Annotated in this window: 26 protein-coding genes; 15 read left to right on the top strand and 11 right to left on the bottom strand. The window is 46.8% G+C overall.

Features of this window, described 5'->3' with window-relative positions; genetic code table 11:
* Nucleotides 1–104: 104 nt before the first annotated feature.
* From frr to bshA, 3 genes are read right to left on the bottom strand one after another with little or no spacing between them, the layout of a single operon-like run.
* On the bottom strand, nucleotides 105–668 hold the full coding sequence (frr, locus tag BMZ56_RS14405) for a ribosome recycling factor (RefSeq protein WP_090627865.1): 564 nt from the start codon (nucleotides 666–668) through the stop codon (nucleotides 105–107).
* A 30-nt stretch (nucleotides 669–698) separates the two neighbouring features.
* Nucleotides 699–1,406, bottom strand: a complete 708-nt coding sequence (gene pyrH, locus BMZ56_RS14400; RefSeq protein ID WP_090627864.1) for a UMP kinase — start codon at nucleotides 1,404–1,406, stop codon at nucleotides 699–701.
* A gap of 52 nt (nucleotides 1,407–1,458) precedes the next feature.
* Nucleotides 1,459–2,586, bottom strand: a complete 1,128-nt coding sequence (gene bshA, locus BMZ56_RS14395) for an N-acetyl-alpha-D-glucosaminyl L-malate synthase BshA (RefSeq protein ID WP_090627862.1) — start codon at nucleotides 2,584–2,586, stop codon at nucleotides 1,459–1,461.
* A gap of 185 nt (nucleotides 2,587–2,771) precedes the next feature.
* Between bshA and BMZ56_RS14390 the strand changes: the two genes are divergently transcribed.
* Both BMZ56_RS14390 and BMZ56_RS25865 read left to right on the top strand, forming a co-directional pair.
* Complete coding sequence (locus BMZ56_RS14390; RefSeq protein WP_090627861.1) at nucleotides 2,772–3,155, top strand: BlaI/MecI/CopY family transcriptional regulator; 384 nt, start codon at nucleotides 2,772–2,774, stop codon at nucleotides 3,153–3,155.
* A gap of 2 nt (nucleotides 3,156–3,157) precedes the next feature.
* Entirely contained in the window at nucleotides 3,158–4,819 is a 1,662-nt protein-coding gene (locus BMZ56_RS25865; RefSeq protein WP_104443716.1) for a TonB family protein, read from the top strand.
* A gap of 39 nt (nucleotides 4,820–4,858) precedes the next feature.
* Here BMZ56_RS25865 and BMZ56_RS14380 read toward each other — a convergent pair whose 3' ends face one another.
* Nucleotides 4,859–6,133, bottom strand: a complete 1,275-nt coding sequence (locus BMZ56_RS14380; protein WP_245893209.1) for a DUF819 family protein — start codon at nucleotides 6,131–6,133, stop codon at nucleotides 4,859–4,861.
* 52 nt (nucleotides 6,134–6,185) lie between these two features.
* On the opposite strand from BMZ56_RS14380, the gene BMZ56_RS14375 reads away from it, so the two are divergent.
* Nucleotides 6,186–7,451: a dicarboxylate/amino acid:cation symporter gene (locus tag BMZ56_RS14375; protein WP_090627859.1), complete on the top strand. Its 1,266-nt coding sequence runs from the start codon at nucleotides 6,186–6,188 to the stop codon at nucleotides 7,449–7,451.
* Nucleotides 7,438–7,857, top strand: coding sequence for an alternative ribosome rescue aminoacyl-tRNA hydrolase ArfB (gene arfB, locus BMZ56_RS14370; RefSeq protein ID WP_090627857.1), 420 nt, complete (start codon nucleotides 7,438–7,440; stop codon nucleotides 7,855–7,857). The genes BMZ56_RS14375 and arfB overlap by 14 nt, the downstream gene beginning before the upstream one ends.
* Here arfB and BMZ56_RS14365 read toward each other — a convergent pair.
* Nucleotides 7,854–8,816 carry a lipid A deacylase LpxR family protein gene (locus BMZ56_RS14365; RefSeq protein WP_090627855.1) on the bottom strand — a complete coding sequence of 321 codons (963 nt, stop codon included), beginning with the start codon at nucleotides 8,814–8,816 and terminating at the stop codon, nucleotides 7,854–7,856. The two genes, arfB and BMZ56_RS14365, sit on opposite strands and share 4 nt — an antisense overlap.
* Before the next feature lie 168 nt (nucleotides 8,817–8,984).
* Between BMZ56_RS14365 and BMZ56_RS14360 the strand changes: the two genes are divergently transcribed.
* From BMZ56_RS14360 to BMZ56_RS14350, 3 genes are read left to right on the top strand one after another with little or no spacing between them, the layout of a single operon-like run.
* Complete coding sequence (locus BMZ56_RS14360; RefSeq protein ID WP_090627931.1) at nucleotides 8,985–9,425, top strand: cytochrome c maturation protein CcmE domain-containing protein; 441 nt, start codon at nucleotides 8,985–8,987, stop codon at nucleotides 9,423–9,425.
* Between the two features lie 3 nt (nucleotides 9,426–9,428).
* A complete protein-coding gene (gene ccsA, locus BMZ56_RS14355; protein WP_090627853.1) occupies nucleotides 9,429–11,867 on the top strand; it encodes a cytochrome c biogenesis protein CcsA in 2,439 nt (812 codons plus the stop codon).
* Nucleotides 11,868–11,872: 5 nt separating this feature from the next.
* Nucleotides 11,873–12,637, top strand: a complete 765-nt coding sequence (locus tag BMZ56_RS14350) for a Rossmann-like and DUF2520 domain-containing protein (protein ID WP_090627851.1) — start codon at nucleotides 11,873–11,875, stop codon at nucleotides 12,635–12,637.
* Here the strand turns inward: BMZ56_RS14350 and BMZ56_RS14345 are convergent.
* Together BMZ56_RS14345 and BMZ56_RS14340 are read right to left on the bottom strand one after the other, a co-directional pair.
* Nucleotides 12,625–13,110 carry a hypothetical protein gene (locus BMZ56_RS14345; RefSeq protein WP_143072929.1) on the bottom strand — a complete coding sequence of 162 codons (486 nt, stop codon included), beginning with the start codon at nucleotides 13,108–13,110 and terminating at the stop codon, nucleotides 12,625–12,627. The genes BMZ56_RS14350 and BMZ56_RS14345 overlap by 13 nt on opposite strands.
* 94 nt (nucleotides 13,111–13,204) lie before the next feature.
* On the bottom strand, nucleotides 13,205–13,702 hold the full coding sequence (locus tag BMZ56_RS14340; RefSeq protein ID WP_090627847.1) for an RNA polymerase sigma factor: 498 nt from the start codon (nucleotides 13,700–13,702) through the stop codon (nucleotides 13,205–13,207).
* A gap of 70 nt (nucleotides 13,703–13,772) precedes the next feature.
* Here BMZ56_RS14340 and BMZ56_RS14335 point away from each other — a divergent pair, with 70 nt between their 5' ends.
* Nucleotides 13,773–14,195: a hypothetical protein gene (locus BMZ56_RS14335; RefSeq protein ID WP_143072928.1), complete on the top strand. Its 423-nt coding sequence runs from the start codon at nucleotides 13,773–13,775 to the stop codon at nucleotides 14,193–14,195.
* A gap of 21 nt (nucleotides 14,196–14,216) precedes the next feature.
* Here BMZ56_RS14335 and BMZ56_RS14330 read toward each other — a convergent pair whose 3' ends face one another.
* Together BMZ56_RS14330 and BMZ56_RS14325 are read right to left on the bottom strand one after the other, a co-directional pair.
* A complete protein-coding gene (locus BMZ56_RS14330) occupies nucleotides 14,217–15,008 on the bottom strand; it encodes an amidohydrolase (protein ID WP_090627929.1) in 792 nt (263 codons plus the stop codon).
* Between the two features lie 110 nt (nucleotides 15,009–15,118).
* Nucleotides 15,119–16,096: a polyprenyl synthetase family protein gene (locus BMZ56_RS14325; RefSeq protein ID WP_090627843.1), complete on the bottom strand. Its 978-nt coding sequence runs from the start codon at nucleotides 16,094–16,096 to the stop codon at nucleotides 15,119–15,121.
* Nucleotides 16,097–16,317: 221 nt separating this feature from the next.
* Here BMZ56_RS14325 and BMZ56_RS14320 point away from each other — a divergent pair, with 221 nt between their 5' ends.
* From BMZ56_RS14320 to BMZ56_RS14310, 3 genes are all read left to right on the top strand, one after another.
* Complete coding sequence (locus BMZ56_RS14320; protein ID WP_245893211.1) at nucleotides 16,318–17,544, top strand: MFS transporter; 1,227 nt, start codon at nucleotides 16,318–16,320, stop codon at nucleotides 17,542–17,544.
* 183 nt (nucleotides 17,545–17,727) lie between these two features.
* Nucleotides 17,728–18,300, top strand: a complete 573-nt coding sequence (locus BMZ56_RS14315; protein ID WP_090627841.1) for an RNA polymerase sigma factor — start codon at nucleotides 17,728–17,730, stop codon at nucleotides 18,298–18,300.
* A 6-nt stretch (nucleotides 18,301–18,306) separates the two neighbouring features.
* Entirely contained in the window at nucleotides 18,307–19,413 is a 1,107-nt protein-coding gene (locus BMZ56_RS14310) for a S1 family peptidase (RefSeq protein WP_090627839.1), read from the top strand.
* A 72-nt stretch (nucleotides 19,414–19,485) separates the two neighbouring features.
* Here the strand turns inward: BMZ56_RS14310 and BMZ56_RS14305 are convergent, their stop codons facing one another.
* The gene (locus BMZ56_RS14305) at nucleotides 19,486–20,121 is read right to left on the bottom strand and encodes a peroxiredoxin (protein ID WP_090627837.1); all 636 of its coding nucleotides are present in this window, start codon (nucleotides 20,119–20,121) and stop codon (nucleotides 19,486–19,488) included.
* A gap of 126 nt (nucleotides 20,122–20,247) precedes the next feature.
* Here BMZ56_RS14305 and BMZ56_RS14300 point away from each other — a divergent pair, with 126 nt between their 5' ends.
* The 4 genes from BMZ56_RS14300 (at nucleotide 20,248) to BMZ56_RS14285 (ending at nucleotide 25,138) form a co-directional block, all read left to right on the top strand.
* Nucleotides 20,248–20,997, top strand: a complete 750-nt coding sequence (locus BMZ56_RS14300) for an EcsC family protein (protein ID WP_245893213.1) — start codon at nucleotides 20,248–20,250, stop codon at nucleotides 20,995–20,997.
* A gap of 38 nt (nucleotides 20,998–21,035) precedes the next feature.
* Nucleotides 21,036–21,527: a VOC family protein gene (locus BMZ56_RS14295; RefSeq protein ID WP_090627835.1), complete on the top strand. Its 492-nt coding sequence runs from the start codon at nucleotides 21,036–21,038 to the stop codon at nucleotides 21,525–21,527.
* A 2-nt stretch (nucleotides 21,528–21,529) separates the two neighbouring features.
* On the top strand, nucleotides 21,530–22,672 hold the full coding sequence (locus BMZ56_RS14290; RefSeq protein WP_090627833.1) for an acyl-CoA dehydrogenase: 1,143 nt from the start codon (nucleotides 21,530–21,532) through the stop codon (nucleotides 22,670–22,672).
* A 63-nt stretch (nucleotides 22,673–22,735) separates the two neighbouring features.
* Nucleotides 22,736–25,138, top strand: coding sequence for a TonB-dependent receptor (locus BMZ56_RS14285; protein ID WP_090627831.1), 2,403 nt, complete (start codon nucleotides 22,736–22,738; stop codon nucleotides 25,136–25,138).
* Here BMZ56_RS14285 and BMZ56_RS14280 read toward each other — a convergent pair whose 3' ends face one another.
* Nucleotides 25,139–26,023, bottom strand: coding sequence for an AraC family transcriptional regulator (locus BMZ56_RS14280; protein WP_090627830.1), 885 nt, complete (start codon nucleotides 26,021–26,023; stop codon nucleotides 25,139–25,141). It abuts the gene before it with no gap.
* Nucleotides 26,024–26,027 lie beyond the last annotated feature (4 nt).

Genomic DNA, 26,027 nt, shown 5'->3' with positions numbered 1-26,027 from the left:
ACTTATATAAATTTATAGATGCAATATAACTAAATTTTTAGTTTATAATCAACTAAAAAAAGCCACTCGTACAGGTGGCTTATCTATTTATCAGTATATTAATACTATACCGTCATAATATCCTTTTCTTTTGCCTCGGCCAGCTTGTCCACATCGACAATGTATTTATCGGTCAACTTCTGAACTTCGGCTTCACCGGTTTTGATTTCATCCTCTGATACGCCGTCGTTTTTTAGCTTTTTGATTACGTCATTCGCATCTTTACGGATATTCCTCACGGCCACCCGTCCCTTCTCGGCCTCTTCTTTCACTTTTTTGACCAAATCCCGGCGGCGCTCTTCCGTAAGTGGTGGGATATTAAGCCGGATAATTGATCCGTCGTTTTGGGGAGTCAGTCCAATATTTGCTTCGAGGATGGCTTTTTCAATGGGTGACAACATTGTTTTCTCCCAAGGTTGTATCACCAAGGTACGCGCATCGGGCGTATTGATGTTGCTTACTTGGGAAAGGGGAGTCGCGGTGCCGTAGTAGTCTACGTGAATGCCATCGAGCATGGAAGGCAAGGCTTTGCCCGCACGGATCTTAGTAAGTTCGGATTCAGTGTGTGCCACTGCTTTTTTCATTTGCCCGGCGGTGTCTTCCAGTTGTAGGGATATGAGTTCGTCCATGGTTATGCGTTATGGTTTGGTCAAAGATACTTATTCTCGTACTAAAGTTCCAATGGGTTCGCCGTCTGCGAGCCGCGAAAGGTTTCCCGGCTTGTTCATGTCAAAAACGATGATGGGCAGTTTATTTTCCTGGCATAGGGTAAAGGCCGTCATATCCATCACGCTGAGCCCCCGGTTGTAAACATCCTGAAAGGTAATTTCATCGAAGCGAGTAGCCGTGGGATCTTTGAGCGGGTCGGCTGTATAGATACCGTCTACACGGGTGCCCTTTAGTACTACGTCTGCGTTAATTTCAATAGCGCGTAACGATGCGGCAGTATCCGTGGTAAAATAAGGATTACCTGTACCGGCACCAAAAATGACGACGCGTCCTTTTTCAAGATGACGTACGGCTCTCCGTCGGATAAAAGGCTCACAGATCTGCTCCATTTTGATGGCAGTGAGCAGGCGTGTTTTGATAGACAGCTTTTCGAGGGCATCTTGCAGCGCCATGCTGTTGATGACAGTGGCCAGCATGCCCATATAGTCTGCTTGGACGCGGTCCATTCCTGCTTTTTCGGCACTAAGACCCCGGTAGATATTGCCGCCACCGATGACGATGGCGACTTCCATGCCTTTGCTGTGGATTTCTTTAATATCGTTGGCGTATTGCGTAACACGGTTGATGTCAATGCCGTAGTGTTGGTCGCCCATAAGGGCTTCGCCGCTAAGTTTGAGTAGGATGCGTTTATACTTCATAAAAATGTCGTCTTGGAAAGGGACTTCCAGCGGCCAAAGATAAAATATTTTTTTAACTACCCGATATCACCTCTTGGTAATACTGTTCATACAAAGGCATGATATTAGCCAGTTGGAAATCTTTAGCCCGTTTCAAGGCAGCTTCCTTGAATTGTTCCAGACGAGCAGAGTCTTCCAGGATGTGGATGGCATTAATAGCCATCGCATCCACATCCCCCACGTCGCTTAGATAACCCGTTACCCCATCAATATTTAATTCGGGTAATCCTCCCGTATTAGAGGAGATAACCGGTACTTTGCACGCCATAGCCTCCAATGCAGCAAGACCGAAACTTTCCGAACCGGAAGGAATGATGAATAAATCGGATACGGACAAAATTTCCTCGATAGCGTCCTGCTTACCGAGGAAACGGATATCCTTGTCAACGCCCAGCTCACGCGAAAGTTTCTCCGCGTGGGTACGTTCGGGTCCGTCACCCACCATCAGCAATTTGCTGGGAATTTTCTCCTGCACCTTTTTAAAGATCTGAATGACATCCGTGGTGCGCTTCACCTTCCGGAAATTGGATGTATGCACGAGGATGCGCTCGTCGCCCGGCGCGATAGCCTGTTTAAAGTGTTGCCGGGGCTTTAGACTGAAACGGCTGAGGTCAACAAAGTTTGGGATCACCCGGATTTCCCGCTTCACGTCGAAGTAGTTAAGGGTTTCTTCCTTCAAATTAGTTGACACCGCCGTCACACCGTCCGACTGATTGATGGAAAACGTGACAACGGGACTGTAGCTGGCATCCTTACCCACGAGGGTGATATCTGTGCCATGTAGCGTCGTGACTACGGGTATGTCAATGCCGTAAGTAGCTAATATCTGCTTCGCCATGAATGCTGCGGAAGCATGAGGGATGGCATAATGCACATGCAATACATCCAACTTTTCAAACCGGACCACATCCACCAGTTTGCTCGCCAATGCCAATTCATAAGGCGGAAAATCGAACAACGGATATTTGGATATGGTCACCTCGTGGTAGTAGAGGTTCTCCGAAAAAAAATCCAACCGGGCGGGTTGGCTGTAGGTAATAAAATGGATCTGATGTCCATTGGCTGCCAGCGCCTTGCCTAACTCAGTTGCTACTACGCCGCTTCCACCGAAGGTGGGATAACATACGATGCCTATCTTCATGGGCTCCCTTCTATTAGTCGGGTGCAAAATACGGATAAATTTTCCGACAGGATGTTCATGTAAACGTAAAAAGATTGGGATATTCTAAGGTCTTCCGAACGAAAACTAATTTTTTAATTTTAAAACTAAATAATTAGTTTTATGTTTGTATGGTAAAATGTCGGATGCTTATTTAACTGATCGCTATGAAGGAATTAAAAGAATTGACCCGTGTGGAGGAGCAGATTATGCAGGAATTGTGGGAACTGGGTGAGGCATTTGTCAAAGACATCATCGATAAATTGCCGGCTCCGAAACCTGCGTACAACACCGTGTCTACGATTGTGCGGATATTGGAAACGAAAGGCTTTGTGGCCCACGAAGCCTTTGGTAAGAGCCACCGTTATTATCCGCTGGTGTCAAAAGAAGAATATCGCACGTTTGCAACCCGCAAACTTTTGCATGGATATTTCGATAATTCTGCGAGGAATATGCTGTCGTTCTTTGTGGAAGAGGAAAAGCTCAACCTCAAGGATGCGGATGAGCTATTGAAAATGCTGGAAGAAGCAACCCAGAAAAAAAGGAGGTAGTTATGTTTTATTTAATCCTAGCCAATTTTTACGTAGCCGGCTTTTTTGCCTTTTATTGGGTGGCATTGCGTAAGCAGACTTTTTTCCGGTGGAACCGCATTTACCTGCTTGCCGGATTGGCCTTGGCATTTATGCTGCCAGCAGTGGATATCTCTGCCTGGTATGCCTATCCGGCAGCCTATCCACAATACCTAATCGGTTCGGAAGCGACGGTCGTGGTACAGGGCGATACGGTTGATGTATCACAACCTGCCTCCTTTGGGTGGAAAAATCTATTGCTATCAATCTACGCGATTGGCTGTGCCGTGTCGTTCCTGTATTTTTTGCTGCGCATGGTGCGGACGTTTCGCCGGTTGCGCATAGCGCGGGCGGGATCTGCTTTTTCCTTCTTCGGTGCGATACGCGTTGACAGCAGCTTGGCTGGACACAAACAGATCGAAGCACATGAGCGGGTGCATGCCAGGGAATGGCACAGTGCAGATCTTATTTTGATTCAGCTCGTCAAAGTGTTCAACTGGTTCAATCCGGTTGTTTATTACTACGAGCAGGCACTCCGGCTGCAACATGAATACATCGCGGATGGCAAGACGGCAGCGGGCGATGAGCTGGCGTATGCTGAGCTGTTGGTAGCCAGGGCTATGGGCGTAGAACGCATGGCTCTTGTCCACACGTTTTCGAGTAAACATTGGTTGAAAAGCCGTGTCACTATGCTGTTGCGGGACAAATCACATAAACGCAATTTGTTTCGCTATGCCCTGTTATTACCACTCATTGGAGCAATGGCAATTTTCTCCATCGCTTGTAATCAGCAGCGGTCGGACAACGGGCAGTCGTCGCTATCCGTTGACACCACGTCGGCGGATACCGTAGGTGGATCGGTCGTTTCGGCTAACGACATAGCGCTGTTTAACGAACAAATAGGTAAAAATGTTTCCTACGCTCAGGAGGCGATACGCAATCAAAAACAGGGAACCTTGGCTTTTACTTTTGAAAAGGCCGAAAACGGACATATTGAGCATATCAAGTTCCTGAATGAATTATGGGAAGGGCAGCAGGAGCAGGTGTTGCGCGCTCTGCAATCCAAGCGTGTAGATAGCTTGGCTCCGGTCGGCAAATACTTGTCAACCATAGAGTTTCGTATTTCCGGAAAAGAAAATGCGGCTGACCAAATGCCGCCACCGCCTCCACCAGTGCCTGTGGAATATACCCCCATCCCTTCGATCATTATCTTCGGTTATTTGCCGGATCGCTCGTCCCATTCCGAACCCAAGCCTGCTAAGGTGGAGCAGCAGGTGAAACAAAACGACGCAGCTAAAACTATTCCAAAAGACCCCGTGTCCGATAATCAAGTGTTCCAATCTGTTGAAGTCCAGCCTGCGCCGCAGGGCGGCATGAAGGCATTCATGGAGTACATTGCCCGAAACTACGATTATCCTCAGCAAGCAATTGAAGCAGGAGTGAATGGAAAAGTACTCGTGTCCTTTATCGTCGAGAAGGACGGTAGCTTAACGGATATGAAGCTCATAGAAGACCTCGGATATGGCACCGGTGACGCTGCATTGCACGTACTTCAGAACGGTCAAAAATGGTTGCCTGCTATTCAAAACGGAAAACCGGTGCGGGTAGCCTACACGTTACCTATCCGGCTAAACCTGCAACAGTGAGATCGGCCCGGCCGATTTTGGTCGGGCTTTCTTATTTATTTAAGGAGAAGCCAATTGCATAAGAATGCCACATAAATAACCGGCATAGGTACCCACCGCATAGGCACATACGGATAAAATAACGCCCATGGACACCAACGATGGATGGAATGCGGCGGCTGTAGCGGAGGCGGAAGCAACACCGCCAATGTTAGACATACTGGATACCGCAAAAAAGAAAAAAGGTGCGCGGATCAGCCATCCAACCAAGGCCAAGAGCGAAACATGAAATAGCATCCAGATTATTCCTACTAGAAACAATCCTGGATTATCGAGTATGGCCAAAATATCCATCTGCATACCGATGGAAGCAATCAGTACATAAAGAAGTACCGTCCCCAATTTGGACGCTCCAGCCCCTTCCAGCTGCCGTGCTTTGGTTGTCGACAGCAAGATGCCCAAGATGGTGGTGATGAGAATGATCCAAAAGAAATCTGAAGTAAGGCTGAATTTGTCCAAGCCCGGAGCATTCGTTTTTACCCATTCAGCAATGGCCGTACCTGTCAAATGTGCAACACCGGTGGTGCCGAAGGCTAATCCCAGCATGATCATAAGGTCTTTCACTTGCGGAACCCGGGTATTAGCTTTGCTATAGGCTTCCATCCTCCCGGTCAGTTCTTCGACGGCACGGTTATCTGCACGGAAGAAGCGGTTCATCCGATCGGCTTTGCCCGCGCCGAACAATAGGAGTGCCATATAGCCATATGCAACGAACACGTCAACAGCGATGGTGGCCGAGAACAATTCCGGCGACGGTTCGAAAATGCGATACAGCGCCGCCTGGTTGGCCCCACCGCCAATCCAGGAACCCGCAAGGGTAGCGAGTCCGCGCCAAACCTCATTGGGGCCTTCACCTCCGACGATTTCGGGCGCAAATCTGCCAACGATGTATACAGCAAACGCTCCGCCCAACATTACACTTACCACGGTAGCCGCAAACATGACGCCTGCTTGTTTTCGCAGTTTCCATAGCTCCGGCAGGTTGAGGCTCAGTGTGAACATGACTAAGCAAGCAGGTAACAGGTAGTTTGAACTTACTCCATAGAGCGGCGAATTTTTTCCGTCGATGACTCCCGCGGAGTTTAACAGTCCGGGAATGAAATAACAGAGCAATAAGGGAGGTAGTATTGCATATAAACGCTTGAAAAACGGATTGGACAATGACGATGTATAAAAGACCAAGGCCAGGATTGCCATCAGAAGTCCGAAAACTGTTGCATCGTTCGTGATCCATGGCGTGGCTATGTTGGCAAAAATCATAAACAAAAGTACCATTCTGATTGATCTTCGGTAAAATAATTCTCCTATTTTAGCAGCTATAAATAATATGGAAAGCAAATTCGCCCAATTCTTTCAACATTACGGAAGCATCCTGCTTCTGCTGCTGGGTATTGTGCTGGGCAGCATCGTAGGTGCTTTCTTCCCCCAGGCGGTGGCATGGCTGAAACCTTTGGGTGATGTTTTTCTCAATCTATTGTTTGCCGCTGTAGTCCCCTTACTGTTTTTTGCAATTTCTTCGGCAGTGGCAAATATAGACGGCTCGCAGAAATTAGGGCGTATTATTTCTACGATGGCTGGTGTGTTTCTATCCACCATAATCATCGCGGCGTTATGCACGATGGTTGTTTTGTGGTTTTTTCCGGTAGATGCGCCGCACGTTCAGGAGGAATCGGTGAACGAACTGCTGCAAGGCAGTCCAGATGATACCTGGGGCGATAAATTAGTCAGGTTTGTTTCCGTGGATGAGTTTTATAAACTCCTGTCGCGGGAAAACATGCTGGCTTTTGTCATCTTTTCCTTCCTTACGGGAATTGCCGCTATGCGGTCGGGCGAAGCGGGTAGTTCCTTCCGGAAATTTTTATCATCGGGGAATGAGGTGATGAAACAATTGCTTATCCTGATTATGAAGATTGCGCCGCTTGGTTTAGGCGCTTATTTTGCTTATCAGGTAGGCACAATTGGGCCGGAACTTTTTGGGTTTTATGCGAAACCCCTAGGCTTGTATTATATGCTAGGGGCGTTTTACTTCGTGGTGTTTTTTAGCCTTTACGCCTATATAGCGGGTGGTAGATCGGGTGTCGATCGTTTCTGGAAAAATAATATCTTGCCTTCGGCGACTGCTATTAGTACTTGCAGCAGCATTGCTACGATGCCTGTCAACCTTGCGGCGGCACCCCGAATGGGTATTCCTGTATCTGTGGCCAATGTGGTAATCCCTTTGGGTACTACGTTGCACAAAAATGGCTCATCGATGTCCAGTATTGTTAAGATTTACGTGGCATTTATACTTATCGGCCGGGAGTTTTTCGAGCCTGCTACCCTAGTCACTGCGCTGGGTATCACGGTATTGGTCAGTATTGTCGCTGGGGGGATTCCCAATGGGGGGTATATCGGGGAAATGCTGATGATTTCAGTGTACGGACTGCCTACGGAAGCCATCCCCGCTGTCATGATTATCGGTACGCTAGTAGATCCCATAGCAACTTTGCTAAATGCTACAGGGGACACCGTAGCGGCTATGCTGGTGAGCCGGTTTGCGTTGGGCCGTAACGGATTGGATAGGATGGAGGCCGACACGGATGATACAGATTAAGCAGCTAGAAGCGGATATATTGCGGCCTTTCGTCTCGTTTCAGACTTCACGTAGTGGGGGCAGTGGCGGGCAGCATGTTAATAAAGTGGAAACGAAGGTTACACTGCTGTTTGATGTGAATGCTGCGACTTGTTTTTCAGAAAAAGAGAAAGACCGTATCCAACGCCGCCTTGCTGGTTGGATACAGGCAGAGGGGTTCTTGCAAATCGTCAGCCAGAAGACACGTAGTCAATTGCAAAATAAAGAGATTGCCCTACGGAGACTGGTAGAATTGCTGACCGCCGCTCTTCAGATCGACAAGCCACGCAAAGCAACCAAACCGTCTAAGGCCGCCATTCAGAAAAGGCTGGATGTCAAACGTCAGCAAGCACTGCGAAAAATCAACCGAAAAAAGGACTGGCTTTAAAATCGATAACTCATCCTCACGGAACCATACCGATGGCGGAAAAACATACCTGGCACCTCTTTACTGTAAAAAATATACTGTAGACCCAGGGTTATCAATCGGTTGGCATAGGTTACGCCAAATTGATTGTACAACATCCAACGGGACGGCGTATAAGTTATCGGACCTTTGTCATGTAAAAAAATGCCCCCTTGCAGTGTCGCATCGTATCCTACAAATCTAAATTGGGGGGTGTAATAAAAAAACAATTCGTCGTCTGCCAACGAACCGTGTGCTTGCAATCGGCTGGAAGTATAAGCCGATTGATAAAGTGGATTGACTTTTCCCAATCGTAACGTAGGTGCAACGGACAATCCGGTATGATTGAGTCCTACCATCGCTTCCGCACTGGCAGAGAGATCAAACCAACGACTTGGATTGCGGTACAGCAATCTACCGTATTGTATGGAAGCGTCCAGACCTGCCGCATTCTTCAATTGGTATTCCCATCCCGCGATGTCATAAAGATTAAGTACTTTATGAATGCGTTCCTGAAACTGACGTCCCAGTGCCCGTTGCCCGATGGTGCCGAATTCCACAGCGAATGAAAGGAAGGATTCGTTGGCAAAATAGCGATCCATATCCGCAGCAATGAACAGATAAGCAGTAATCGGTCGGTCGATTTCTTCAATATGGTGGATTTGAGCAGTATAGGCATTATACATTTTTTGTCCCACGGTTATTCCCCAAAGCCGATTGACTTCTGCGGTAGATAAATGTGTGCTGTCTGCCGCTTTCCGAATATTAAAAAAAATGCCATTGGTATAATACTGATCCTGCTTGTTAAATAAATAAAGGTCATTGTCGCTTCGAAAATTGAACTCCGCACGGGGTAACGACTGTGCGATGCCCATGAAATAACTTAAAAGTATACCGGTTGTCATGACGGCCTTGCCGGTATTATATAGGTTGTTGATCATTTCGGTGATTGGTACAGCTTATTCTCCCTCAGAAACAAACATACGGTTTTTTTTTATCTACTTTGTTTAGAATAATTCTAAAAAATGCCAATCCCTTGCAATATTCGTGGCTTCATTTTGCAATTCGTAAATTTGCATTCTGGTATTAACCCGTTGGGAGATAACAACATGAAGAAAAGTTCGGTCATAGCCATTATTGTTATCGCGTTAGCAATCGCGATGATTATCGTAATGTACGCAGATTCAAGTACCTATTCCACATTCAGCGAAGCAAAGGAAAAACAATCTGAGTTGTACGTTGTGGGCGTGCTCAATAAAGAGAAGGAATTGCACTACAACCCGAAAGAGGATGCCAACCATTTTTCGTTCTTTATGTACGATAATGACAGCACGGAATGCCGGGTTGTTTTCAGAGGGGCAAAACCCCAGGATATCGAACGTTCCGAACAAATCGTACTGACGGGCAAGATGGTAGGAGATGAGTTCCATGCCAGCAAGATTTTGATGAAATGTCCGTCTAAATATAATCAAGACGAAATGGAAGTGATTGAAGCGTCGACAGCCCAGAATCTGGGGTTTGTAGACAGTAAACCGGCTAATGGGCAATAATAGATGGATATAACATATGTAGGTGAAACCCTGTTGCCCGGCAAGATCGGTCAGTTTTTCGTTATCCTTTCCTTTGGTTCCGCACTTCTGTCCTGTATCAGTTATTATTTTGCAACTATCCACAAAGATCGTTCGTGGTTGAAAATTGCCCGTATTGCTTTCTGGATAAATGTGGTATCGGTTGTCAGTATCGGTAGTTGCTTATTTTACATCATTTACAATCATTTATTTGAATATTATTATGCGTGGGACCATTCTTCGAGATCCCTCCCTACGCATTTTATTATCTCCAGTTTCTGGGAAGGACAGGAAGGGAGTTTCTGGTTGTGGATGTTTTGGCAAGGACTATTGGGTGTCGTACTGGTTTTCAGGGCCAAAAGTTGGGAAAGCCCCGTAATGACCGTGGTGATGTTATGTCAGGCGGTATTGGGATCGATGCTTATCGGCGTTGAAATTTTAGGCGAGCGGGTGGGTAGTTCACCCTTTATCTTGTTTCGGGACGCGATGGACTTACCGATCTTTTCGGATCCGAATTACCTCGGGATGATCACCGATGGCAGCGGGTTGAATGCATTGTTGCAGAATTACTGGATGGTGATTCACCCGCCTACGTTGTTTCTGGGGTTTGCCGCGATGATCGTACCTTTTGCCTATGCAGTAGCGGGGTTATGGCAACGGCGGTATAAAGAATGGATTGTTGTGGGTATACCGTGGGCGCTCTTCGCCGTAATGACGTTGGGCGCGGGGATTATTATGGGATCCTTCTGGGCTTATGAAGCACTTAACTTCGGTGGTTTTTGGGCTTGGGATCCGGTGGAGAACGCATCGATTATTCCGTGGTTTACACTTATTGCCGCGGTCCATGTGATGGTTGCCTTCAAAAATTCAGGTCACTCGTATTTCACCGCTACCTTTTTAGCGCTGGTCAGTTTTGTGTTAGTCATTTATGCTTCGTTTCTTACTCGGAGTGGTGTACTGGGCGAAACATCGGTACACTCGTTTACGGACTTAGGCCTTTATTGGCAGTTGGTGGCTTTCAACGTCATTTTCTTGGGAATCATGGTATACCTACTGGTGAAACGTAAAAAGGAAATGCCGTCCACCAAAAAAGAAGAGGATATTTATTCGCGCGAATTCTGGCTATTTGTAGGTGCTTTAGTGTTGACAGTCGCATGTGTGCAGATCATTGCATCCACATCCATCCCGGTGTTCAATGCGGTCTTCGGGACGAAAGTTGCGCCTCCGATTGACCCGGTGCAGCACTATAACAAGTGGCAGGCAGGGTTTGCAGTGGTTGTGGCGTTGCTTTCCGCATTTACGCAGTTCATGAAATACAAACGTACGGATGTCCGTAAATTTTATGCAGCGGCGATTGCCTCGCTGGTAGTGGCTCTCGTCGTCACGGCCGTAGTGGTTTATATCACTAACGTATATACTAATTTCATGTACATCCTGTTGGTGTTTGCGGCCGCTTATACGGTTGTGGCCAACGGCAAAATTTTAGGAGATGCCATCCGGGGAAAATGGAAGCTCACCGGATCGGCCGTAGCGCATATTGGATTTGGACTTTTACTCATTGGTGGATTGGTGGCTGCGGCTACCAATGAAGTGATTTCAGTAAATAGCAGCAACTACATTGCGGTAGCTGGTTTCGATCAGGTGGAAAAGCCGGGAGACAACCTGTTTCTTACCGAAGGGGAGCCTACGCAGATGGGTGCCTATCGCATTACCTACGTAGGTGATAGCGTGGCTCCGCCCAACGTGTACTATAAAATCAATTATGAGAAAATAGATGACGAGACGGGCCGGGTAACCGATCGTTTTCAGCTTCGGCCTTTTGCCCAGAACAACCCACAGATGGGAGGGCTTATCGGTACGCCTGCAACCAAGCACTACCTTACACACGATGTATACACGTTGATTACGGCGGCCATGTCAGAACCCCATCTGCAAGGGCAACAAGATGAGCAAACCGGCTTCGAAGCGTATGATGAGCCCGCGGTTTATGAAACCAATATCGGTGATACGCTACGCTATCGCAACGGATATATCGTGGTTGAAGGAATTAACCGAAATGCCACCGTGCAGAATATTCCTCGTAAGGATGACGATATCATCGTCGGATTGACACTCCGTGTACATGCAGCAACCGGCGAAACCTACGAGGCAGAGCCAGTGTTTCTGATACGCGGCGGAACCACCTTTGACCTGTTTAAAGACGTGGAAGATCAGGGGCTTCGGCTTCGTTTTAGCAACATCATGCCACAGAAAGATAAGCTGGAACTAATGGTGTACCAAAAGCCCCTGCCCGAAAAGAAATGGATTGTTTTTAAGGCAATCAGATTTCCCTATATCAATTTCTTTTGGTGCGGTGCTATCGTGATGACTATCGGTTTCTTCCTATCAATCCTACGCCGTAATAAGGAAATCAAATCGGTTTAATCCGCATGGACATCGTATTGCTCGGTAGTGGAAATGTAGCTACTCACTTCGGTAAGGCGCTCTTCGACGCCGGTCATCGGGTGGTTCAAGTGTATAGCCGAACCAAAGCTCAAGCCATCGTATTAGCCGATGCGCTTAACGCCCGTGCAATTGATGATCTGGAAGCCATTGATTTGGCTGCTGACTTATACCTTATCGCCGTAACCGATGGCGCGATTGGTCAGGTGGCTGCACAGTTGCCTGCAGCGTTGAACGGCATCGTCGCTCATACGGCGGGAAGTGTTGATATGGCTGTCCTCATCCCCCACGCACAGAAGTACGGCGTAATTTATCCGGTACAGACGTTTTCCATAGCAAAACCAGTTGATTTTTCGAGCGTTCCCCTTGCATTGGAAGCTTCAGATGAGGCCACTTATGCTCAGTTAACACAATTGGTCGACCCTTTATCCACGCAGATTTTTTCCTGCGATTCCCGGCAACGGCTTGCGTTGCATGTAGCGGCGGTATTCGCCAGCAACTTCACCAATCACTTGTATGCCATCGGGGCCGATATTCTCCGCAAACATGCATTGGATTTCGATTTAATCCGTCCCCTTATCCTTGAAACCGCCCAAAAGGTGATGGCTTTTTCTCCCAGAGAGGTTCAGACCGGTCCCGCCATACGGCACGACGTCGGCACGATGCAGAAACATTTGGAACTGTTGAAGGAAGGCCACCAAGGCCTGGTTGCGCTGTACCAGCAACTAAGCGAGCAGATTTATTCGAACTGATTTTTTATCCGTTCCAGATTATCAATCATCTCTTCTATCCGCATATTCTCACTGTTGATGTACTGTTTCATGAACACGAAATGGCAGATCAGGAACCAGAAAATGACGAAGAGAAAAATGCCGACGAATGTCAAAAGAGGCAATATAAAATACATCTCGATACCGTATAAAGCAAATGCAGCAGCGATGCAGATCTCGTAAATTAGATAGTTCCGTGTATTGAACCGGTTGCGTTTTTGCTGGAAAGCCCGTAGGTAATTAATGTAGTCCTGTGGCTTGGATAGTAAATGACTGCTTCGGCTGATGTTTTTGTAGTCAGTTAGTTGGTTGACAAAATAATAGGCGATACATCCCACCATGATGGCGAGCGCCAGATAGGTGGTCCATGTTGAGAAGTCTACCGCGAGGCCGATCCACAAAGCGGTCAGAACAACTATGCCAACGGCTATACTTTGCCAAAACAATTTTCTCATTAGGGCGGTCCGATTGCTTTTAAGACGTTTTAAAATCGTGTCAAAGCTAACGTTTGGCTCCGGTTTCTGCCCCTGCCAAAGCTGTTGTATCTCATCAAAGCCTTTCATTACTGTTGTATATTTCTGTCAGCTTATGTTTTATCCGATGTATTTTTACCCGTAAGTTGCCTTCAGAGATCCCAGCTACTTCGGCAATTTCGGGATACGGTATTTCGTCCAATACCATGGTAATGATGATACGTTCATTTTCATCCAGTTGGGAGATGGACTTATAGAGCAGCGCAATCTGTTCCTGTTTTTCTGACGGTTCTTCTGCGTAATTTTCAATGATGGTATCGTTCAATTCGTCTGTCGTGCGGCGCTTGACCGTGCGTAGGTATGAAAGGCAGGTATTTACGGCAATACGGTATATCCAGGTGGAAAATTGGGACTCGTTTCTGAATTTATCCAGATTCTGCCAAACTTTAATAAATGTCTCCTGCATTAAATCGTTTGCCGAATCGCTGTCACCTGTATATCCATAACACAAGTGATACACCTTTTTGGAGTTATCTTCAAACAGTTGCTGGAACAATTGTCGCTGCTTACTCATGAATGGTAATTACAATCTGTTTGACATACTGGCTGCAAATATGTTACAAAAAATCCATACCTTTATACCAATGGAAACCTTTATACCCATACTGATTGCCATTGTGGTTTTTGCATTCCAAGCATATGCCAATTTTCAAAAAGAACAGGAAAAAGCGCGTAAGCGAAATTTGGGGCAGCCGCCGGTACCTCCATTGCCCGAAGAAAATGCCGAGCGGACCCTTGTTAAGCCCGAGACAGATGTACACCGGCGGGTGGTAGCACCTCCCCAGCGACAGGCCCAGCCTATCCGGGAAGCCTATGAAAGTTATTCTGGGTTCATGGATGCGGATAACGTGACGCGTACTAAAAAGGCAGTTCGTAATCCAACCCTCTCATCGTTGCGTATAGACGTCGATGAGGGTGCGGACTCGGCGTATGTAAGGGACGAAATGACGTTTGACTTACGGGATGCCGTCATTAAATCGGCTATTTTGGAACGACCATACCCTTAATGAACCGCGGTACCCCAAATTTTATGGCTTGCGATCAACCTGTAAGGTGAAATCGTCCATATCTTTTAAGAATGGTAATCCTTTCCGTGTATCTTCGATGTCTTTCGGGTAGATGGTAAATGTGTATAGATCTTCATACTCTGGTTTATAATATACCACGTCGCCCATGGGTGAAATACACATAGAGCCCCCGGAGTAGTAAATTTCATTGCCGTCGTGTCCTACCCGGTTTACGCCGATGACAAATGCCTGATTTTCGATCGCCCGCGCAGGTATAAGGCTTCGCCAATGTGCCGAGCGCTTGTCAGGCCAATTGGCTACGTAAAGCAAGATGTCGTACGCACTGTTGAGGTTGCGCGACCACACCGGGAAACGCAGATCGTAACAGATCATTGGGCAGATCTTCCAGCCGTTCAGCTCAACGATGACACGTTGGTTGCCGGGGGTGAATGCCCTGTCTTCTCCCGCCATACCGAAAAGATGCCGCTTATCATATTTGACATAATCGCCTTCCTTGGTCATCCACACGAAACGATTATAATATTTACCTTCTTCTTCGATAATAAGGCTCCCCGCCACTACACAATCGTATTGTTGAGCTGTTTCGAGCATCCAATGCATCGTCCTGCCATCTGACTTTTCTGCACATTTCTGCACGTCCATTGTAAAGCCAGTATTGAACATTTCCGGCAGGATAATCAGATCAGTTTTTTCACGGATTGCGGACAACCTAAGTGATAGGTTGCTGAGGTTTTTGTCGATATTTTCCCAAAAAAGGTATGCTTGAAAAGTGGTGATTTTTAATGCATCCATATCCATCAGCTATGGTATCCTGTTATAAGTAACCTGCAATCAGCACAAGTTAACAAAAATTATCTAAAAGCAAATGATAGCTCTTTATGCCGCAATTATTTTGCCAGTTATTAATTTGACCGGTTCAAAAGGTGCTGGGCCATTGTCTGTAAAGGAAGTTTGCGGCTTTTTTCACAAGGAATTCGATCGAGTGCCGCATAGGCCTGTGTCGCATAAAATCGCTTCATGGTTTCCGTAGCCTGTTGGATACCAAGGGAATTATAGATAGCAGTTACTCGGTTGATTTTAATTTGAGGCTGATCGCTCCGCTTCATCCAATCATGCAGTTCGGAAACGGTCTCCGTGTCTGCCGTTTCCAATGCCTTTAGCAACAGGTAGGTTTTCTTGTTGGCAAGAATGTCTCCACCCCGTTGTTTTCCGAATTGCTCGGGATCTCCATAAACGTCCAGTAGATCGTCCTGTAATTGAAATGCAATGCCTACATTGACACCAAAATCATAAAGGTATTGGGCGTCGACATCGGAGGCATTACCAAGCACTGCACCTATTTTCAATGCGGCTCCCAACAGCACGGAAGTCTTCAATTGGATCATATGCAGGTAGTCATTTATGCCGACAGTCGGACTGCGTTCAAAATCCATATCCAATTGCTGCCCTTCACATACGTGAGTGGCCATTGCGTTGAAGGTCTCTAAGATGGAAGGTAGCTTGTCGCTTGGACATTTCGCTAACTGTCCATAAGCCATGATCAGCAGGTTATCTCCTGACAGTATGGCGACATTGGCATTCCATTTTTTGTGAACAGTTGGCTTTCCCCGTCTCAAGGGCGCCTCATCCATGATGTCATCATGTACAAGTGAGAAGTTGTGGAAGAGTTCTACGGCCAATGCGGCCGGTATGGCATGTCTGATATCGGAAATGGAAAAGAGGTCAGCAGCCATGAGCGTAAGTAAGGGACGTATGCGTTTTCCTCCCAGCGCAAGCATATACCGGATGGGTTCGTATAATGTTGCGGGAACAGGAGGAAGATCAAGATCCGCTAATCCCTGGTTGATATGTTGCTGCCATTTGGAGGTATCGTATGCCATGTCGTGGAAATTGGATGCTAAGATAGGAATAACTCGCGAAATGGCTAAGTTACAGGGTTGCCGAGTTGCAAAATCGCATATTCGCCCTTTCGCGATTTTACGATTCGCCGTTCCGCAATTTGCAGATAAACTGTTTCGTAAATAAGCAATTACGCGGTTTCGCGATTTTGCAAATTGGCAGAGGATTTGTCGTACCTTTGCAAAAATTCAGAAGAATAAAGTTGAAAACATTGATTGAGGAGCCTGTCTCCGCCCCGGTGTCTGAACATGCAGAACCGGAACCTATCCCAAGTTTTGACATCACAATTTCACGGGAACGAATACGAATTGCTGTCGCATTGTTTTATTTCTGCCAAGGGTTAGCGTTTGCCTCTTGGGCGAGCCGTATTCCGGATATAAAGTCGGCATTGAATCTTTCCGATGCCCAACTAGGGACCTTACTTTTTGCATTGCCCTTTGGGCAGTTATTGACCATGCCTTTGTCAGGCAGATTGGTTACCCAATACGGCAGCCACCGGGTGTTGCGTGTCGCGGCTCCCCTGTATGCCCTTGTGCTGACCTGCATCGCTCTCGTATCTACCGGATGGCAATTGGGGCTGGCGCTGCTCGCTTTTGGTATTGTGGGCAATATGTGCAACATTGCGGTGAATACACAAGGAGTGGCTGCAGAACAGTTGTATAGCCGTTCGGTCATGACATCGTTTCACGGTGCGTGGAGCATCGCCGGATTTACGGGAGCACTGATTGGACTGCTGATGATAAACCTTCATGTCGATACCTATCTGCATTTTTGGATTATTTTAATTTGCGTGGTGATCAATACGGTAATCAATCAAAAATACCTGGTACGCCATGTGGTCACCGAGCAACGGAAAACGAGTTTCTTTACGAAGCCCGATGGGGTGCTAATACAACTCGGTATCATCGGGTTTTGCAGCATGGCCACCGAAGGGGCGATGTTTGATTGGAGTGGTATCTACTTCAAGGATATTGTGCGGGCCCCTTCTTCATTGGTTGTGGTTGGCTATGCGTCGTTCATGATCATGATGGCCGCTGGCCGCTTTTTGGGCGACTGGGCAATCCGGCGCATCGGAAGGCGCACGTTATTGCAAGCGAGTGGCTGCTTCATCTTTGTAGGTATGGGGATTGCGGTCGTCTTTCCTACGGTAACGACAGCTTCACTGGGATTTATGCTGGTGGGACTGGGTGTGGCTTGTGTAGTCCCTTCGATTTATAGTGCCGCGGGCCGGAATGCTAACATATCTCCGGGGGTTGCGTTGGCCATGGTTTCCAGTGTCAGCTATCTCGGCTTTCTCATGGGGCCCCCGTTGATCGGTTACGTCGCTGAATTAGCCAGTCTCCGCTATTCGTATGCAGTGATTGGCTTATTTGGATTGATGATCACCACCTTGATTTCAATGACGCAAGTGGTCAAGAACGAAAATTGAAGATGGCCAAGGGAAGCTGTAAATATCCTTTGCAGGTTTGGCGTAAAAAATTGTGAGCTCCCGATGGGTCGCAACAAGTTATGCATGAAGAGCGAACCGCGAATGGAGATACGGTAAATCAAAAAAATATCTTAGGTTTGGTGAGGGATAAGGGTTACATTTTGGGCATAAGCGTATTAATAGGTGAGTAAGTTAAATAGATCGGTTGTGTCGGACGCTGACTTGAAAACCGTGGATGGCATTGCGTGTGGTGATGCTGCAGTTTTGGAAAGCTTATATCACGATTATTTCCCCATGGTACTGCATATGGTGATTCAGAACAATGGTACGGAGGAGGAGGCAAAAGATATTTTTCAGGAAGCGGTAATCGTATTGTATGACAAGATTAAGCAGGGAAATTTTGAATTAAGCAGCAAACTAAAGACCTATATTTACTCGGTATGCCGGAGACTGTGGCTCAAACAGCTGGGAAGCCAAGAGCGGGCGTTTCAAGACGTCAGTAGTTATGAGGAAGTTATTCCGGTAGAGGATGACTTAGCAAAACATCGAGAAACTGAAGTGCAGCTGTCTTTGATGGAACAGGCGTTGGATAAATTGGGTGAACCTTGCCGGACCATTATCCATGACTTTTATATAATGAATTTATCCATGCAGGAAATTTGTGAAAAATTTGGATATACCAGCGCAGATAACGCAAAAAACCAAAAATATAAATGCCTGCAGCGGTTAAAGCGATTGTTTTTTTCAACTAGGTGAACGGATATGATGAACGAACAGGATTTTATAGTGCAGGCCGATAGGTTCCTCAATGGCGAGATGGATAGCTCCGAACGCATTGCTTTTGAACGGTATTGTGAAGGGAATCCGGCAGCGGCTGAGCAGTTGGCAACACACCGGCTTTTTTTACAGCAACTTAAGCATCACGCAGATCGAGCGGCTTTTAAAAGTACACTGGCTGTGGTAGCAGACCGATACCATCGCCCCGATACCACCGTGGCGGAAGGGCGCTGGGAACCGATGCTGGTTGCCCTATGGAACCGGTTTAAAGTCAACTCGTTGGTGGCAGCAAGTGTGGCAATTGTAGCCGTTTTTTCGACATTGTGGCTGTCTGGATACTACAAAACCATTGAAAAAACCACGACAAATTACAGCGCATTGCGGAGGGATATGAATACGGTCAAGCAGAATGTAAATGCACAAAATGCGGTAATACGTAATATCAATAACGAAAAGCAAAAAGAGGGACAATCTGAGGGGCATTTCGGTGCCACGGGTTTTATCATCTCTCCTAACGGGTATGTCGTAACCAACTATCACGTGGTGAAGGATGCGGATTCCGTTCACTTGCAGAATACGAAAGGTGAGTCCTTGAGGGCAGATGTGATTTACATCGATCCCACTAACGACCTGGCGATGTTACATATCAGTGACAGCGCTTTCAGTCCGCTAAAAACCACTCCCTATACGTTTAAAGAAGCGGATTCGGATCTCGGTGAAGATGTATATACAATCGGATTTCCGCGTGATGAGGTAGTTTACGGGCAGGGGTATCTCAGTTCGCGTACCGGTTACGCAGGGGATACTACGGCTTATCAGTTGTCCATTCCGGTCAATCCCGGCAATAGTGGAGGACCCGTGATAGATAGCAGGGGGCAAGTGATTGGTATCATCAGTGGTAAGCAAACAGGAATTGATGGGGCATCTTTTGCAATTAAAGCAGAGGCGCTTTTAAAATCTATATCAGCGATTCCGATGGATTCTTTGGCAAGTAAATTGACAATCAATCGTAAGAATTCACTTAATGGATTGAAACGTACGGATCAAATTAAAAAGATTCAGGAGTATGTCTATTTGGTGAAGGTTTATTAAGGACTTTTTTGTGGAATTGAAAAGCGATTGGCTCTAAAGTCAATCGCTTTTTTTTGTGAATTGATAAAACTTTTAGATGTTGGGCTGTGGTGTAGTACGCAGGTAAGGTTTAATCACCTTGTGACCTTTTGGAAATTTTGCGGGAATGTCTTCAGTTTGGATCGCCGGAACCACGATTACGTCTTCACCGTGATTCCAGTCGGCCGGTGTTGCCACACTATAGTCTGCGGTCAACTGCAGCGAATCAATTACACGAAGAATTTCATTGAAATTACGGCCCGTAGAAGCTGGGTAAGTAAGCGTTAACTTAATTTTACGGTCAGGCCCAATGACGAAAACCGAACGGACGGTAGCGGTTGCCGACGCGTTTGGGTGAATCATGTCATAAAGTTCAGAAACGTGTCGATCGGGATCAGCTATCAACGGAAAATCTACTTCACAGTTTTGCGTTTCGTTGATATCATTAACCCATCCGTGATGGCTGTCTATCGGGTCTACACTCACTGCGAGCACTTTGACATTGCGTTTTTCAAATTCGCTTTTCAATTGGGCGGTGCGCCCCAGTTCAGTCGTACACACAGGCGTATAGTCGGCCGGATGTGAAAACAAGACCACCCAGCTTCCTTCTGTGTAATCGTAAAAATCGATTTCGCCTATTGTCGTTACCGCTTTAAAATTCGGTGCGGTATCACCTAATCGTAAGCCCATGTTTGTTCCTCCTTTTTATATTTATAAGTTTTCGTATTTATAAGTTTGTAGTCTACAAAGTTAGTAGATTTTTCGACATAAAAAAATGTCGAAACAAAATCATTTACAGCCCGTCTAATCCTACATATGAAAAAGAAAGAGCTTCCGGAAATGTCGCCGTTATACCGAAAAAAGGTAGCGATCGAGTTAGCGTTTTGGAAACATAAAATGACCAAGAAGCAGCCTCTAAGTAGTGTGTGGGCAAAAAATATACAGACCAGACTCAACAATTTAATTCCCGAGCGGATACATCAGGTGATAACCTTCGCAATTGAGAAAATGGTGAAGGGAGTACTTTTTGGTGCAAAATATACCACAGCGCCGCCTGGTGTGTATGGTAGTTTCCAATTGCGTGAGGCTTACGTTAAGCGGCTCATCGACACTTATAAAAAAACGGGGTCGTTGGAGGGAGCCATTACCGGCGCTGGAGGTATTCTAATGGGAATTGCTGATTTTCCCGCATTATTGGCCATTAAGATGAAGATGTTATTTGATATTGCCGCAACGTACGGATTTGATGTACGGCAGTATAAAGAACGGCTCTTTTTGCTGACGGTGTTCCAACTAGCATTTTCCAGCCATAAGCACCGGGCTGAAGTATACCATAGATTAGTCATCTGGGACGCGTATGCGGCAGACCTTCCGGATAATATTGATAGCTTCGATTGGAGGACCTTCCAACTGGAGTACCGTGATTATATCGATTTGGCTAAAATGGCTCAATTAGTTCCAGTTATCGGTGCAGCAGTAGGTGCGGTGGTCAATTACCGATTGTTGGAGCAACTGGGAAGCGCTGCGATGAACTGCTATCGGATGCGAATATTGGACATCGAATAAATTTGCATTGTTCGCTATTTTTCCTAAAGTTTGCTTTTATGGACGAGCTTTATACGGTTCCGGCACAGACACGGATCGGTCATGTGCATCTGAAGGTGTCAGACCTGGCACGGTCCTTGGACTTTTACTGCGGTTTACTGGGGTTTGAGTTGACCACCCGGTATGGGCGGCAAGCAGCATTTGTTTCTGCTGGAGGGTATCACCATCACATTGGTTTGAATACCTGGCATAGTGAGGGTGAGCCACCCGCGTCGGTGCGGAGCCCTGGCTTGTACCATACCGCCATTGTTTACCCAACGAGGCGAGACTTGGCGGTGATCTTTGATAGACTGCGCAAGGCCCAATATCCGTTGACAGGAGCAAGTGACCATGGTGTATCCGAGGCGTTATACCTGGATGATCCGGATCGCAATGGCGTGGAGCTGTATTGGGATCGACCCAAGGAGCAATGGCCTTATTTTCCGGATGGTTCGCTGAACATGTACACGAGAACCTTGGATTTGAATGGTTTGCTGGCCGAATTAGGATAATTATGATATTTGACCTTAACGACGAACAGCGGATGATTCGGGATGCCGCCCGTGATTTTGCCCAGAACGAATTGAAACCCGGTGTGATTGAACGCGATGAGCAGCAGCAATTTCCTGCAGAGCAAATCAAGAAACTCGGTGAACTGGGATTTCTGGGCATGATGGTCGATCCCAAATACAACGGTGCCGGACTGGACGCCGTTTCCTACGTGCTGGTCATGGAGGAACTTTCCAAGATCGATGCGTCGGCTTCCGTGGTTGTATCCGTCAATAATTCGTTGGTTTGCTATGGGTTGGAAGAATACGGCACCGAGGAACAAAAGCGCAACTACCTGAAACCACTCGCCGCAGGGGAACAGATCGGTGCTTTTTGTTTGTCTGAGCCGGAGGCAGGTTCGGATGCTACCTCTCAGCGCACCACTGCCGAGGACAAAGGTGACCATTACCTGCTCAATGGTACAAAAAATTGGATAACCAATGGGAGTACAGCCTCTACGTATTTGGTCATTGCGCAAACGCATCCCGAAAAAGGGCATCAGGGAATCAATGCATTGATTGTCGAGAAGGGGATGGATGGCTTTACGGTAGGGCCGAAGGAGAATAAACTGGGTATCCGGGGATCCGATACACATTCGCTTTTATTCAGCGATGTAAAGGTACCTAAAGGAAATCGGATCGGTGAAGATGGTTTTGGATTTAAATTCGCTATGAAAACACTAGAAGGTGGTCGCATCGGTATTGCAGCACAAGCGCTCGGTATCGCCTCGGGGGCCTTTGAGCTTGCGCTAAATTATGCAAAAGCGCGCCAAACCTTCGGCAAGCCTATTGCCCAACATCAGGCAATTCAATTCAAATTGGCCGATATGGCTACTCAGATTGAAGCTGCCCGGCTGTTGTGTCTCAAAGCCGCATGGCTCAAAGACAAGGGCGAGTCTTACACACAAGCGGCTTCCATGGCCAAGCTCTATGCATCCGAAGTGGCCATGAAAACTACCATAGAAGCTGTACAGATTCATGGCGGTTATGGATATGTGAAGGAATATCACGTGGAGCGCCTCATGCGCGACGCCAAGATTACACAAATCTATGAGGGGACATCTGAAATTCAGAAGATGGTCATTTCGCGGGAGATGCTTAAGGAATAAAAAAAAATGTTGTAATTTCGGCGTTCTGCAAGGAAATTGAAAAGCAACTTTTAAAATACTGAAATGATATACGTGATCAATCGCATGGTTCCGATGCACCGCTTTTGTTTGTTAGGTTTGTTTTTGATGCTTTCCGGTGCCGCCGTAGCGCAGCAGTATTCGATAGGCGGAAAGGTAAGTGCGGAAGGTGGAGAAGGGATAGCTGGTGCCTCGGTTCAGGTATTGAATTCCAATCGCGCTACGTCAACGGACGAACTAGGGAATTTTCTCCTTGAGTACCTGCCAGCGGGTACACACGTTGTCCGCGTGAGTGCATTGGGATATGCAGCTGAAAACCATACGGTAGTAGTCCAGGAAAATGTCTCTTTGGATATTCAACTGGCGGGCGTCGAAAACCGGCTGGATGAGGTTGTAGCGACTGCTCAGAAAATGGAAAGTGACCCGCACGATATTCCGGCAAGCTTATCCGTGGTGGAGGGGCGACAAATTGAGCAACAATATATTTGGAACGTAATGGATGTGACGGCCGTGGTGCCGAATCTAAATATGGCAAACCCCGGGGATAATCGCAATGTTGCCTCGATACGAGGGATTGCTACTACCTCTTACAACCAGGCCGTTGCCACCTATGTGGATGGTGTCAATCAATTTGGGCTAGATACCTACATCCCCTATCTGCAAGATGTGGAGCGCATCGAAGTGCTGCGTGGACCGCAAGGCACGCTTTACGGCAGGAATGCCATGGGCGGTGTCATTAATATCATCACCAAACAGCCTACAAACCAACTAAGTGGATTGGCAGAGGTGAACGTGGGTAGCCATGGGCAACAGCGTTATTTGCTAGGTATCCGTACGCCTATCGTCAAGGATCGGCTGTTTTTTGGAGCTTCGGGAATGTATAACGGTCTGAACGGTTTTTTTACCAATGATTTTGACCATTCTCATTATGACAAACAGCAAACGGTGTTTGGCAATTATTACCTAAAATACCTAATAAGCAACCAATGGGCGATGACGTTGAATGTTAAACATATTTCAAACCGTAACCACGGTGCATTTGCCCTTATTCCGGGCGTAGATGATGCCTTTGGAAACCCGTTCCACCTTACTCAGAATGCGCGGACGAAAATGGTCGATGAAACACGGAATGTGTCGCTTTCGATTAACCATTTTGGTAACGCCCTCAATTTTAGTTCGCACACGGCTTATCAGTCCAACTACCGGTATTACCGGGATCCCATCGACGGCGATTTTTCGTTCCTGGATGCCGTTTCCATTGTCAACGACTACGGCAAAGATTGGAACCATGTCAAGGTGTTTACCCAGGAGTTTAAGCTTTCGTCGGCACCTTCCCACGATACCCCCCTTCATTGGACGGCGGGTACATTTTTATTCCATCAAGATGCCCCGACCAAGCAGGGTACTTATTTTGGAGCGGATGCCGAGATGATGGGCGAGGGGACGCCGACTTATGCTACCAGTATTTTAACCAATTCGGCCATTAATCAAGGCGCCGCTGTTTTCGGTCAACTGGGTTATCAGCTTGGAAATGGCTGGGAATTTCAGGTAGGACTTCGGTATGATTACGAACACGCTAAATTAGACGCTCGCGGGGAATTTCAACCGGATGGCGGAGAGATAATGGTCCTTCAACCCGATACCTCAGCTTCAGCAGGTTTCCATGCCTTTACACCGCGGGTAAGTGTAAAATACGCGGTTGATGAGGCGCATCATGTCTATGGTTCTTATACACGTGGGTTCCGTGCCGGAGGGCTCTCTCAATTATCTTCCAATCCCGATGAGGCGTCGTTAAGACCTTTTGATCCCGAGTTCAGTAACAATGTTGAATTGGGTAGCAAAAACCTATTTTTAAATCAGCGCCTGCAATTGGATGTAGCTGCGTTCTATACCCGTGTTAACAATGCACAAGTGCCAACACTCATCTTGCCCGATGCCATTACCGTAACAGAAAATACCGGACGGATGGCCAGTTTCGGAGCCGAAGCGGAAATCGCCGCACGTGTGGTGCGGAACTTGACTCTGTGGGGAAGCGCTGCGTTTACCCATGCGGAATATACCGATTTTAACACAGTGGGAGCGGATGGCGGTAACGTCCAATTAAAGGGCAATCGTCCGGTGTATACGCCGGAATGGACCGGATTCCTTGGGGCTCAGTATGTGGTGCCACTGCAAACTCGTAACAAGCAGCAACTGCAATTCGGAATTTATGGCAGATTCATCGGCCAACAGTATTTCGTTGTCGATAATACCATCGGGCAGGAAGCTTACAGTCTGTTAAATGCAAATATCAGCTATTCGTTGAAGGGGTATGAATTGAGCCTATGGGGACAGAATCTGACAGATAAACGGTACATCGACTATGCCTATAGTGTAGGTTTCGCCGCCGTCCACCTGGGAAGACCGGCTACCTATGGTATCACGATCCGAAAACGGTTTGGCGTTTAACTAGAGTGTCAAAAACTTTTGCCGGTACTCCTTGGGCGTCATGCCGATGAATGTTTTGAATTGCCTGTTGAAATTAGATAAGGTATTGAACCCCGATTCGTAACAGATTTGATCAATGTTTTTAGCTTCCTCTGTGGAAAGCAACTTACACGCATTGCGGACACGGAGCTCGGTAAGAAAATACGAAAACGATTTACTGGTTTTCATGGTGAAATAGCGACTGAATGAGGTCGGGGTCATATTCAGTAAAGCCGCTACTTCGTCCAAGGCAATCTTATTCTTAAAGTGCCTGGCGGCATAATTGTATACCGTATTAATGCGATTAGATTCGATTTCCTTCAATGGGCTATCAACTACGTCGTCATGGAGTAGATGATAATCTTTACACACACTCAATAAATCAAGTATTTTGAAGAAGTGGATAATGCTTTCCGTACCGTGTGAGTGAAGGAGTTCAAGCATCAACGTCGATACAGTGGTTGCACATTCGCCGTGAATTTCCATGCCATAACGCGCTTTCTCAAAAAGCATCTTAATCTGCAAAAATTCGTCTTTTCCCATCAGTGGGCTCCAAGATCCTTCATCAAAATAGACGACCAGTCCGTGGCAGAACTTATCAGAGGGGTGTTCGAAATAACTTTCCTCAGTGCGCCACAGATGCGGAATATTGGGGGCAAGGAACGTTAAATCGCCTTTATCAAAGGGTTTGACGGTATTGCCAACGAAGCGCGTACCGGTTCCTTCTACTACTAAAAATAACTGGAACTCTTGATGGGCGTGCCAGGTCGCATCGAAATGTTTCTCGCGTAGCTCTCTAACAAAAAATATGTTGGATTCGGGGATGTTTGATTTCTGAACAACGGTTCTTCTGAATGTCGTTTCCATGGTT

It is taken from the genome of Parapedobacter indicus (genome assembly GCF_900113765.1).
Lineage (GTDB): Bacteria > Bacteroidota > Bacteroidia > Sphingobacteriales > Sphingobacteriaceae > Parapedobacter > Parapedobacter indicus.
This window is presented reverse-complemented; position numbering and strand designations above follow the sequence as displayed.

Bases quoted from the DNA above. Each gene is read 5' to 3' on its own strand.
- BMZ56_RS14295 (WP_090627835.1), top strand. From the start codon at position 21,036: ATGGACGAGCTTTATACGGTTCCGGCACAGACACGGATCGGTCATGTG.
- pyrH (WP_090627864.1), bottom strand. From the start codon at position 1,406: ATGAAGTATAAACGCATCCTACTCAAACTTAGCGGCGAAGCCCTTATG.
- BMZ56_RS25865 (WP_104443716.1), top strand. From the start codon at position 3,158: ATGTTTTATTTAATCCTAGCCAATTTTTACGTAGCCGGCTTTTTTGCC.
- arfB (WP_090627857.1), top strand. From the start codon at position 7,438: ATGATACAGATTAAGCAGCTAGAAGCGGATATATTGCGGCCTTTCGTC.
- frr (WP_090627865.1), bottom strand. From the start codon at position 668: ATGGACGAACTCATATCCCTACAACTGGAAGACACCGCCGGGCAAATG.
- bshA (WP_090627862.1), bottom strand. From the start codon at position 2,586: ATGAAGATAGGCATCGTATGTTATCCCACCTTCGGTGGAAGCGGCGTA.
- BMZ56_RS14290 (WP_090627833.1), top strand. From the start codon at position 21,530: ATGATATTTGACCTTAACGACGAACAGCGGATGATTCGGGATGCCGCC.
- BMZ56_RS14300 (WP_245893213.1), top strand. From the start codon at position 20,248: ATGAAAAAGAAAGAGCTTCCGGAAATGTCGCCGTTATACCGAAAAAAG.
- BMZ56_RS14390 (WP_090627861.1), top strand. From the start codon at position 2,772: ATGAAGGAATTAAAAGAATTGACCCGTGTGGAGGAGCAGATTATGCAG.
- BMZ56_RS14280 (WP_090627830.1), bottom strand. From the start codon at position 26,023: ATGGAAACGACATTCAGAAGAACCGTTGTTCAGAAATCAAACATCCCC.
- ccsA (WP_090627853.1), top strand. From the start codon at position 9,429: ATGGATATAACATATGTAGGTGAAACCCTGTTGCCCGGCAAGATCGGT.
- BMZ56_RS14310 (WP_090627839.1), top strand. From the start codon at position 18,307: ATGATGAACGAACAGGATTTTATAGTGCAGGCCGATAGGTTCCTCAAT.
- BMZ56_RS14335 (WP_143072928.1), top strand. From the start codon at position 13,773: ATGGAAACCTTTATACCCATACTGATTGCCATTGTGGTTTTTGCATTC.
- BMZ56_RS14365 (WP_090627855.1), bottom strand. From the start codon at position 8,816: ATGATCAACAACCTATATAATACCGGCAAGGCCGTCATGACAACCGGT.
- BMZ56_RS14340 (WP_090627847.1), bottom strand. From the start codon at position 13,702: ATGAGTAAGCAGCGACAATTGTTCCAGCAACTGTTTGAAGATAACTCC.
- BMZ56_RS14305 (WP_090627837.1), bottom strand. From the start codon at position 20,121: ATGGGCTTACGATTAGGTGATACCGCACCGAATTTTAAAGCGGTAACG.
- BMZ56_RS14285 (WP_090627831.1), top strand. From the start codon at position 22,736: ATGATATACGTGATCAATCGCATGGTTCCGATGCACCGCTTTTGTTTG.
- BMZ56_RS14345 (WP_143072929.1), bottom strand. From the start codon at position 13,110: ATGAGAAAATTGTTTTGGCAAAGTATAGCCGTTGGCATAGTTGTTCTG.
- BMZ56_RS14350 (WP_090627851.1), top strand. From the start codon at position 11,873: ATGGACATCGTATTGCTCGGTAGTGGAAATGTAGCTACTCACTTCGGT.
- BMZ56_RS14360 (WP_090627931.1), top strand. From the start codon at position 8,985: ATGAAGAAAAGTTCGGTCATAGCCATTATTGTTATCGCGTTAGCAATC.
- BMZ56_RS14380 (WP_245893209.1), bottom strand. From the start codon at position 6,133: ATGGTACTTTTGTTTATGATTTTTGCCAACATAGCCACGCCATGGATC.
- BMZ56_RS14375 (WP_090627859.1), top strand. From the start codon at position 6,186: ATGGAAAGCAAATTCGCCCAATTCTTTCAACATTACGGAAGCATCCTG.
- BMZ56_RS14330 (WP_090627929.1), bottom strand. From the start codon at position 15,008: ATGGATGCATTAAAAATCACCACTTTTCAAGCATACCTTTTTTGGGAA.
- BMZ56_RS14325 (WP_090627843.1), bottom strand. From the start codon at position 16,096: ATGGCATACGATACCTCCAAATGGCAGCAACATATCAACCAGGGATTA.